This is a genomic window from Frankia gtarii (assembly GCF_025403375.1).
Taxonomy (GTDB): domain Bacteria; phylum Actinomycetota; class Actinomycetes; order Frankiales; family Frankiaceae; genus Frankia; species Frankia gtarii.
The window spans coordinates 21,395-30,071 of record NZ_JAMPTM010000055.1 but is presented as its reverse complement, the minus strand read 5'-3'; the positions used below and the strand labels follow the sequence as shown (position 1 = coordinate 30,071).

Genomic DNA, 8,677 nt, shown 5'->3' with positions numbered 1-8,677 from the left:
GGTTGGCGGTGGGGTTGGCGGCCCGTGGTCAGCGCAGCCCGGCGCCGTCACGCAGGGCGAGCTGCACGAGCCGGTCGACGAGCTGCGGATAGGTGATCCCGCTCGCCTCCCACATTCGGGGGAACATCGACGTCGGGGTGAATCCTGGCATCGTGTTGACCTCGTTGACGACGACCTGATCTTCCGGGGTGACGAACACGTCAACCCGCGCGAGCCCAGCGCAGTCGAGTGCTTCGAACGCCGCCACCGCCACCTTCTGCACGCGGTCCAGCGCCACCGGGGACAGCCGCGCGGGGATGTCGAAGCGCGTCTGGTCGGAGACGTACTTCGCCTCGAAGTCGTAGAAGCCGGCTGACGAGGTGACGGTGATCTGAGCCGGGATGCTGGCTTGCGCGCCAGGCCCGTCCAGCCGACCGAGCACCCCGCACTCGATCTCATGTCCCGTGATCGCCGCCTCGACCAGCACCTTGGGGTCGTTCGCACGGGCTGTCTTGACCGCCGTGTCCAGATCAGCCCAGGCATCGACCCGGCTGATTCCAATGCTGGATCCACCGCGGGCCGGCTTGACGAAAACCGGCAGGCCGAGGCGTTCCTGGTCGGCTTCGGACAGGGTCTGGCCGGCCCGCAGCACGGCGTATGGGCCGATGGGCAGACCCGCGGCGCGCAGCAGGGATTTCATGTGCTGCTTGTCCATGGCGGCCGCGCTGGCGAAGACGCCCGAGCCGACGTAGGGCAACCCCGCCATCTCAAGGAGGCCCTGCACGGTCCCGTCCTCCCCGAAGGGGCCATGCAGGAGCGGGAAGACCACATCGAGGTCCCCGAGCGGGCCGCGGATGGCCTCCGCCGCATCGTGGGGGAGTAGACGTGACATGGTCGGGTCCGGGGCGAGCACGACACCCGTCCCCCGGGCCGCCGCGACCGAGGGGAGTTCCCCATCCGCCGGCGCGAGGGCATCCGCTCCAGGCAGGACGACCCAGCGCCCTGACGGGTCGATGCCGACCAGGACGACGTCGTAGACGTCCGGGTCGAGCGCGCGCAGCACGCCGCCGGCAGACACGCAGGAGATCGCGTGCTCCGTGCTGCGGCCACCGAACAGGAGGGCGAGTCGAATCCGACGCCTGATGCCTGCCATGCGGGGACAGTAACGGATCGCCGCCGAGGTCCGCGGCCGCACCCGGCGACGGCGACTGGCGCTGTCGCCGAACCGGGTCGACTGGGCTGACACCGGGCACGCCGATGACCGGTGGTCGCCGGCCTGTGACAGCCGCCGATGGCAGGCGTCGGGGCGGTGGTTGTCGGGGCGGTGATGCATAATCGAATGTATGTTCGATTCAATCTCGAGGGTCGACGAGACCCTCCAAGCCGGCGCAGCTCCGTCCACCCAGGGCGAGCCCGCGATCCCATCCGCGTCGGCGGACGCGGGCTCGGCGGGCCCGGTGACCGGGCCGGTGAGTGTGTTCGGGCGGCCAGTGGATGACCTGAGCGATGACGAGTGTCTCCGGCTGGATGGCCGGATCGCCCGGGAACCGGCCAGGCTCGAGGTAGGGCGGCTGCGGGTCCGGGCGAGGTTCGCCCGGCTGCTGGCGCGCGGAGCACGGGCGAGCTGCCCCGGGTTCCGGGCCGCCGTGACCAGATCGGTTCTCGCCGTCGATCCGGACGGGGCCGACCGGCGCCGGCGATGGCCCGATTCGTCCGCGCGCGGGACAGAAACTGCGTCTTACCTGGATGCTCCAGGCCAGCGCGAGACTGCGACCTGGACCATACGAAGCCGCACACGGACGGTGGGGAGACCCGGGTCGACAACATGGATCCGCCGTGTCGACATCACCGCCGGTTGAAGCACGCCGGCACCTGGACGCCGAGCCAGCCCGTGCCCGGCCACCACGTCTGGACAAGCCAGATCGGGTATCAGTACATCACCGAGCCCGGGCCCTACCTCGACGAACAGGTGTAGAGCCGGTCAGGCGCGGGCGACCTTGCCCGCCTTGATGCAGGAGGTGCAGACGTTCAGCCGCCGACGGGTGCCACCCACTACGGCACGGACCGTCTGGATGTTCGGATTCCAGCGACGGCGGGTACGTCGGTGGGAGTGGGAGACCGACATACCGAAGCCCGGTCCCTTGCCGCAGACGTCGCACACCGAAGACACGAAAAACACTCCGTCGAAGTAGTAATGGTCCCGGTGCCATGCCCGGGACGTCGGGCGGTCAGGACCGCGATCGTACTCATCCCGTGAGCCTGATGGCCTGGTCGGGAGAACTCGCGCAGCAGAGACCAGCTTGAGATTACCCCAGGCGTTGTGGTCCTGGGCATGGGGCGCGAGGAGATCGGGCTCGGCGCCGTCGGTGGTCCGGTGCAGTATCTGGGGTGTGGTCGACCTCGACACGTCCCTGAAGTCACTGCTCGGTCAGCGGACCGCCACCCTGTTGGCGGAGGGTCTTGAGCTGCAGGTGGTCGGTGACCTCCTGGCGCACCTGCCCCGCCGGTATCACGAGCGGGGCGAACTGACAGATCTCGCCGACCTGGTCGCCGGTGACACGGTCACGGTCCAGGCCAGGGTGGAGAAGGCCGAACGCCGACCGATGCGAGGCAGCCGTCGGTCCATGCTGCTAGTGACGGTTACAGACGGCACCCATCCGCTGGCACTGACCTTCTTCAACCAGAGCTGGCGGGAACGCGATCTCCGTCCCGGGACGACAGCGCTGTTCGCCGGGAAGGTCGACGAGTACCGCGGGCGCCGGCAACTGACCAACCCCGAGGTTCAGCTGCTGGAGTCGGAGGGGGACAGCGACGCCACCGGCCCGCTGTTCGCAAACGCGCTGGTGCCGATCTACCCTGCCGCCGCCAAGGTGCCGAGCTGGACCTTGGCCAGATGCGTCAGCCTGGTCCTGGATTCTCTCGGTCCCCTGGAGGACCCCCTGCCGGAGGACCTGCGCCGACGGCATCGCCTGTCCACGCTCGCCGAGGCCTACCGGTTGGTGCATCAACCCACCGACCGTGGCCAGGTTGCGTCGGGGCGCAGGCGCCTCACCTGGGACGAGGCTCTGGTCCTTCAGGTGGCGCTGGCGCGCCGCCGCCGCGAGGTGGAAGCGCTGGCAACGACCGCCCGCAACGCCAGGCCGGACGGCCTGCTGGCTGCGTTCGACGCTGCGCTGCCCTTCCCCCTCACGGCGGGCCAGCGTGAGGTGGGCGCCACCATCGCGGGCGAGATCGGGCGTCCGGTGCCGATGCACCGCCTCCTGCAGGGCGAGGTCGGATCGGGCAAGACGGTGGTGGCGCTGCGGGCGATGCTCATCGTGGTCGATGCTGGCGGCCAGGCCGTGCTCCTCGCACCGACTGAGACGCTCGCCGCCCAGCATTGCCGGAGCCTGCGGGAGATGCTGGGTGACCTGGCGTGCGACGGCGAGCTCGGTGCCGATGAACGGGCGACTCGGGTGACCCTGGTCACGGGCTCGATGGGGGCCCGCGCTCGGCGAGAGGCGTTGGCGGTCATCGCGGAAGGCTCAGCCGGCCTCATCGTCGGGACCCATGCCCTGCTGCACGATGAAGTCGTCTTCGCGGACCTCGGCCTGATCATCGTCGACGAGCAGCACCGGTTCGGTGTCGAACAACGTGACGCGTTGCGGGCGCGGGGTCGGCGTCCGCCACATCTGCTCGTCATGACGGCGACCCCGATCCCGCGGACCGTGGCCATGACTGTCTTCGGGGATCTGGAGGTATCCGAGCTCACCGAGTTGCCCAGTGGCCGTTCCCCGGTCGCCACTTTCGTCGTTCCTGCGGCGATGCGCTCGTGGGCCGATCGGATGTGGGGCCGAATCCGTGACGAGGTCGCGACCGGTCGCCAGGCCTACGTGGTGTGCCCCCGTATCGGCGGGGACGGAGCGGATGACGAGACCGGCACGGTGGCCGACGAGGCAGAGGGGCGGGCGGGACGTCCGGCGGCGACGGTGACGGACGTGCTGCCGCAGCTGGTGGATGGTGAACTCGCGGGCCTGCGGGTGGAGTCCCTGCACGGTCGCCTCCCAGCAGCGCAACGGGAAGCCACGATGAACCGCTTCGCTCAGGGGCAGATCGATGTGCTGGTGGCGACCACGGTCATCGAGGTTGGCGTGAACGTGCCGAACGCGACGGTGATGGTAGTTCTTGATGCGGATCGGTTCGGCGTGTCGCAGCTGCACCAGCTGCGGGGACGGGTCGGGCGCGGCACCGCACCCGGGTGGTGCCTGTTGCACACGGCGGCGGACCAGGGGACGCCAGCCTGGGACAGACTGGGAGCGGTCGCCGCGACCAACGACGGGGCGGAGCTTGCCCGACTTGATCTGGCTCAGCGCCACGAGGGGGACGTGCTGGGGGCGGCCCAGTCCGGGGGACGCCGATCCCTGAAGTTGCTGGCGCTGTTGCGGGACGAGAAGCTGATTCGGGAGGCCCGTGTCGAGGCAACTCGACTGGTCGACGCCGATCCCGGACTGGAACGGCATCCCGCCTTGCGGCGCCTGCTTGACGCGGCGCTCGATGATGCCAGTGCGGCTTTTCTCGAGAAAGGATGATCGGCGCATCGATGACGCGCATTATCGGTGGGGCCGTGGGTGGCCGACAACTCGTCGTCCCCACGGGTCGATCCACCCGGCCAACGTCGGATCGGGCCCGTGAGGGTTTGTTCAACACCTTGTCGACGTGCGTCGATCTGTCGGGTGCCCGGGTCGCGGACCTGTACGCGGGGTCGGGCGCAGTGGGCTTGGAGGCGTTGTCTCGCGGAGCGTCGCACGTGCTTCTGGTCGACCATGGTTCGGCGGCGGTCCGGGCACTGCGGCGGAACGTGGCTGCCCTCGGGCTCGTGGGAGCCGAGATCGTGCAGGCCTCGGTTTCGCGTGTGGTGCAGAACACTTCCGGGGATCCCTACGAGGTGATTTTTCTCGATCCCCCGTATGCGATGAGTGACATCGAGCTTCGTGAAGTGCTGACAGGGCTCCACAGCGGTGCATGGTTGGCCGCTGATGGTGTCTGTGTAGTCGAAAGGTCTCATCGGTCGGGCCCGGTTGCGTGGCCGGACGGCTTGTGTGCTTTGCGTGACCGGAGGTACGGAGAGGGTGTTCTCTGGTACGGTATTCGATCATGAGGAGGGCAGTCTGTCCCGGTTCATTTGATCCGATCACCAACGGCCACCTTGACATCGTCGTCAGAGCCAGCAAGCTCTTCGACGAGGTCGTGGTCGCCGTTTCGATCAACAAGAACAAGGCCACCCTGTTCACCATTGATGAGCGTATGGAGCTCATTCGTGAGGCGGTGCGCAATCATCCGATGGCGCCATCAAACGTAGTGGTGGACGCATCGCATGGGTTGGTGGTCGACTTTTGCCGTGCGCGCGGTATCCAGTCCATCGTCAAAGGTCTGCGCGCGGTCAGCGACTTCGATTATGAACTCCAGATGGCGCAGATGAACAATTCGCTCGCTGGCGTGGAGACGCTTTTCATGAGCACGAACCCGCAGTATGCGTTTTTGTCCTCAAGTCTGGTGAAGGAGGTCGCTCGCTACGGAGGGGACGTCTCGCACCTGGTTCCTGACGTGGTCCTCAAGCAGCTCCGCGAGCGTGCGGTCGAGTAGTCGCGCAACCACTCGCGCCGAGGATGCGCCCGATGTCGCTCGCCCTGCCGTCTGCCCGACGTGGGCGGGATGGGTGGCCATGGCCGGCCCGCCAGGTGCTCCTGGCGGTTGCCGGCAGCGTGCAGGTCGTGCTGTGACTCGATCGGATACGCTGGTCGCGCAGTCGCCGACTGGCTGGTATGCGTCCGGCGGCCCTCCGGGTGGCCTGATGGGTCGTCGGGGGCCAGGTACTCGATCGTCAGCCGGCGCTGCAGCAGCCCCGCCCCACGTAAGGTCCGCCACCAACGGACTTACCCGAGCCGAACCTAGACGTGAATTCGACTGTCGCTATGACTGGATCTCACCCCCGCCGTAGGACGCCCAAGGGCCCCCTGGTGCTTGACACCCGTGAGCTCGGCCGGCGGCCGGGGTCAATGCGCCGTGTCCAAACCCAGGCGGCGCTTCCTGCCGATCTCGGGACCGAGATGATGTGGGTCCCCGCGGGGGCCATCGCCACGTTGGATCTCCGTCTAGAGTCGGTGATCGAGGGGGTGCTGGTCAGCGGCACGATCGTCGCCCCGCTGCTGGGCGAGTGCGGGCGCTGTCTGGCCGAGGTGTCCGACACTGGCACCGTCGAGGTCAGGGAGCTTTTCTACTACGCTGACCGAGCCGTGGACATGGCGGATGACGACGACGCCAGGGTTCTCATCGAAGATCATGCCGACCTCGAGCCCGTGGTCCGGGACGCCCTGGTGCTGGACCTGCCGTTGTCCCCCACCTGTCGGCCGGATTGCGCGGGACTGTGCGTGGACTGTGGTGTGCGGCTCGACGAGGTCGGGCCGAATCACTCCCACGACCGTCTCGACGCTCGGTGGGTTGCGTTGTCCGTTCTGACGGAAGGCGCTCCGACGGGAACTGATCAGGGTCGGTCCGACCCTGACGAGAGCAAGGAGAAGGAATAGTGGCCGTCCCGAAGCGGCGCACCTCGCGCAGCAACACCCGGTCCCGCCGTTCGCAGTGGAAGGCCAAGGTGCCGACCCTCGCGAAGTGCTCCCGGGGGCACGTGATCCGGCCGCACACCGTGTGCACGACGTGCGGCCGGTACAACGATCGTCAGGTGCTTGACGTCTGACCCGGCGTGACCCGCATCGCCGTTGATCTGCTGGGGGAGGGGCTCCCTGTCGGGCCCCTCCTTGAGGCGCTGCCCGCCGCATTGGATGCAGACCCACGTCTGGTGCTGATCCTGGTCTCGCCCGCGGAAGGTGTTCGTGAGGAGCTGGCACGGCTCGGTATCGCGCCTGGCGAAAGAGTGCTGCTGAGGCCCGCCACGCGCACGGTGACAGGGGGTCCTGCCGCCCTTCGGGATGTCCGCGCGCGCCGGGACGCCGGCGTCCGGGTGGCCGCCCGGCTGGTTCGCGAGGGTCATGCTGATGCGATGGTCTCGGTAGCGCCTGTGGAGTCGGTCGTCGCCTCAGCCCAGTTCACCCACGGACTGCTACCCGGCGCGACGAGGGCTGTGCTTGCCGCGGTCATCGGTCGGAGAGACGCCGGCGTTGTTCTGTGCGACGCCGGATCGACCGTCGGCGTGACGGCCGACGAACTCGCCCAGTTCGCGCTGCTGGCTAGCGGATACGCGGCGTTGCGGTTCGCGGTGAACGCACCCCGGATCGGGCTCCTGGTGTCTCGGGAGGCGTTGTTGGACCCGTTGCGGCGGATCGCGGACGAGCTGCTTCGGTCGCTCGAGCTGAACTATGTCGGTCCGTGCACGGTCGAAGATGTTCTCGCTGGTCCCGAGGCGACTGGCCAGGCAGGGGCGGCGACAGGCCGGTCCCCAGCCGCGGGTCCGAGCAGGCGGCTCGAGGTCGCGGTGACCGACGGCTACACGGGCGATGTCGTGCTGTCGACCATTCGAGGTGTGTCGAGCTGGGAACGCCGAGATACTGCCGGTCGCATGAACGCCGGCCTGGATCCGGCGTGGGGAACATTGGAAGATCCTGATGTGCGAGGGGGAACGATCGTGCTGGGGGTCGACGGCGTCGCGGTCCACGCGGAGCGCACCCGAGGAGGATCCGTGGATGCCGGGGCCGGCGGGCTGCTCGCGGCGCTGAAGGTGGCGTCGTCGGCCGTACGCGGGGATCTCATCCCGCGCACACGGGCCGCGATGGCGACCCTGGTGGCACGGCGGCGGGCGCTGGCTGGGTTGGTCGGATGACGCGCCATTTGCCGGCTCCTCCGCCGCGGGACGGACTGATCGAGGTTCTCGAGGCAGCGATCGATCCCGAGCTGCTCGATCGGGCGCTCACGCACCGCTCCTACGCCTATGAGAAGGGCGGCCTTCCAACCAACGAACGGTTGGAGTTTCTGGGCGACGCGGTGCTCGGTCTCGTCGTAACCGCCGCGCTCTTCCTTCGTCATCCCGATCTGCCCGAGGGGCAGCTGGCTAAGCAGCGGGCCTCGGTGGTGAACATGCGAGCGCTCGCCGACGTGGCGCGTCGCATCGGACCAAACGGGCTCGGGCCCTACCTCCTGCTCGGCCGCGGGGAGGAGACAACCGGGGGACGCGACAAGGCAAGTATTTTGGCTGACACCCTCGAGGCCATCATCGGGGCGGTCTATCTCTCGGCCGGCCTCGATGTCGCTTCCATCTTCGTGCATCGCCTGTTCGATCCGTTGTTGGACGAGGCTGCGGGTCGCGGAGCCGGGCTGGACTGGAAGACGTCGCTGCAGGAGCAGACGGCTCTGCTCGCCCTCGGGCCGCCCGAATATCTGGTTGAGGAAGCCGGCCCCGATCACGCCAAGAGGTTCACCGCCCACGCGCGGATCGCGGGCGAGCCGCTGGGCGAGGGTGAGGGAGGCAGCAAGAAGGAAGCTGAGCAGCGGGCTGCTGCCGCGGCCTTCGCCGTCCTGGAGAGTCGGGCGGCCGCGGCGACGCAGGGCGACGGAGACGGCGGTTCGACCGGTCCCGCCGTGCATGGTGACGCATCCGTTGCGGGTCAGCTGGGCCGAGGGCACACCTCGAGTCCCTGAGGTCGACGATCCCACCGCCGCGATGATTCTGATGGGCCGTGGCCCCCGGCTGGCGTGGACTGGTTGCGCG

Annotated in this window: 9 protein-coding genes; 7 read left to right on the top strand and 2 right to left on the bottom strand. The window is 68.5% G+C overall.

Annotated elements, in window-relative coordinates; genetic code table 11:
- Positions 1-28 precede the first annotated feature (28 nt).
- Positions 29-1,132 carry a D-alanine--D-alanine ligase family protein gene (locus NBZ83_RS11050; protein ID WP_261567779.1) on the bottom strand — a complete coding sequence of 368 codons (1,104 nt, stop codon included), beginning with the start codon at positions 1,130-1,132 and terminating at the stop codon, positions 29-31.
- Between the two features lie 828 nt (positions 1,133-1,960).
- Positions 1,961-2,149: a 50S ribosomal protein L28 gene (gene rpmB, locus NBZ83_RS11045; RefSeq protein ID WP_055409184.1), complete on the bottom strand. Its 189-nt coding sequence runs from the start codon at positions 2,147-2,149 to the stop codon at positions 1,961-1,963.
- Positions 2,150-2,369: 220 nt separating this feature from the next.
- Between rpmB and recG the strand changes: the two genes are divergently transcribed.
- The 7 genes from recG to rnc all read left to right on the top strand — a co-directional run bounded on the left by recG (position 2,370) and on the right by rnc (position 8,607).
- Complete coding sequence (recG, locus tag NBZ83_RS11040; RefSeq protein WP_261574899.1) at positions 2,370-4,547, top strand: ATP-dependent DNA helicase RecG; 2,178 nt, start codon at positions 2,370-2,372, stop codon at positions 4,545-4,547.
- Positions 4,544-5,116, top strand: coding sequence for a 16S rRNA (guanine(966)-N(2))-methyltransferase RsmD (rsmD, locus tag NBZ83_RS11035; protein ID WP_308203783.1), 573 nt, complete (start codon positions 4,544-4,546; stop codon positions 5,114-5,116). Before recG ends, rsmD begins: the two co-directional genes overlap by 4 nt.
- Positions 5,113-5,601 carry a pantetheine-phosphate adenylyltransferase gene (coaD, locus tag NBZ83_RS11030; protein ID WP_009742315.1) on the top strand — a complete coding sequence of 163 codons (489 nt, stop codon included), beginning with the start codon at positions 5,113-5,115 and terminating at the stop codon, positions 5,599-5,601. The genes rsmD and coaD overlap by 4 nt, the downstream gene beginning before the upstream one ends.
- A gap of 329 nt (positions 5,602-5,930) precedes the next feature.
- Positions 5,931-6,542: a YceD family protein gene (locus tag NBZ83_RS11025; protein ID WP_261567783.1), complete on the top strand. Its 612-nt coding sequence runs from the start codon at positions 5,931-5,933 to the stop codon at positions 6,540-6,542.
- On the top strand, positions 6,542-6,712 hold the full coding sequence (gene rpmF, locus NBZ83_RS11020; protein WP_009742317.1) for a 50S ribosomal protein L32: 171 nt from the start codon (positions 6,542-6,544) through the stop codon (positions 6,710-6,712). Before NBZ83_RS11025 ends, rpmF begins: the two co-directional genes overlap by 1 nt.
- 6 nt (positions 6,713-6,718) lie before the next feature.
- Positions 6,719-7,792, top strand: a complete 1,074-nt coding sequence (locus NBZ83_RS11015; protein ID WP_261567785.1) for a phosphate acetyl/acyltransferase — start codon at positions 6,719-6,721, stop codon at positions 7,790-7,792.
- A complete protein-coding gene (gene rnc / locus NBZ83_RS11010; protein ID WP_261567786.1) occupies positions 7,789-8,607 on the top strand; it encodes a ribonuclease III in 819 nt (272 codons plus the stop codon). The genes NBZ83_RS11015 and rnc overlap by 4 nt, the downstream gene beginning before the upstream one ends.
- The last annotated feature ends 70 nt before the right edge of the window (positions 8,608-8,677 follow it).

Bases quoted from the DNA above. Each gene is read 5' to 3' on its own strand.
- NBZ83_RS11050 (WP_261567779.1), bottom strand. From the start codon at position 1,132: ATGGCAGGCATCAGGCGTCGGATTCGACTCGCCCTCCTGTTCGGTGGC.
- rsmD (WP_308203783.1), top strand. From the start codon at position 4,544: ATGATCGGCGCATCGATGACGCGCATTATCGGTGGGGCCGTGGGTGGC.
- coaD (WP_009742315.1), top strand. From the start codon at position 5,113: ATGAGGAGGGCAGTCTGTCCCGGTTCATTTGATCCGATCACCAACGGC.
- NBZ83_RS11025 (WP_261567783.1), top strand. From the start codon at position 5,931: ATGACTGGATCTCACCCCCGCCGTAGGACGCCCAAGGGCCCCCTGGTG.
- rnc (WP_261567786.1), top strand. From the start codon at position 7,789: ATGACGCGCCATTTGCCGGCTCCTCCGCCGCGGGACGGACTGATCGAG.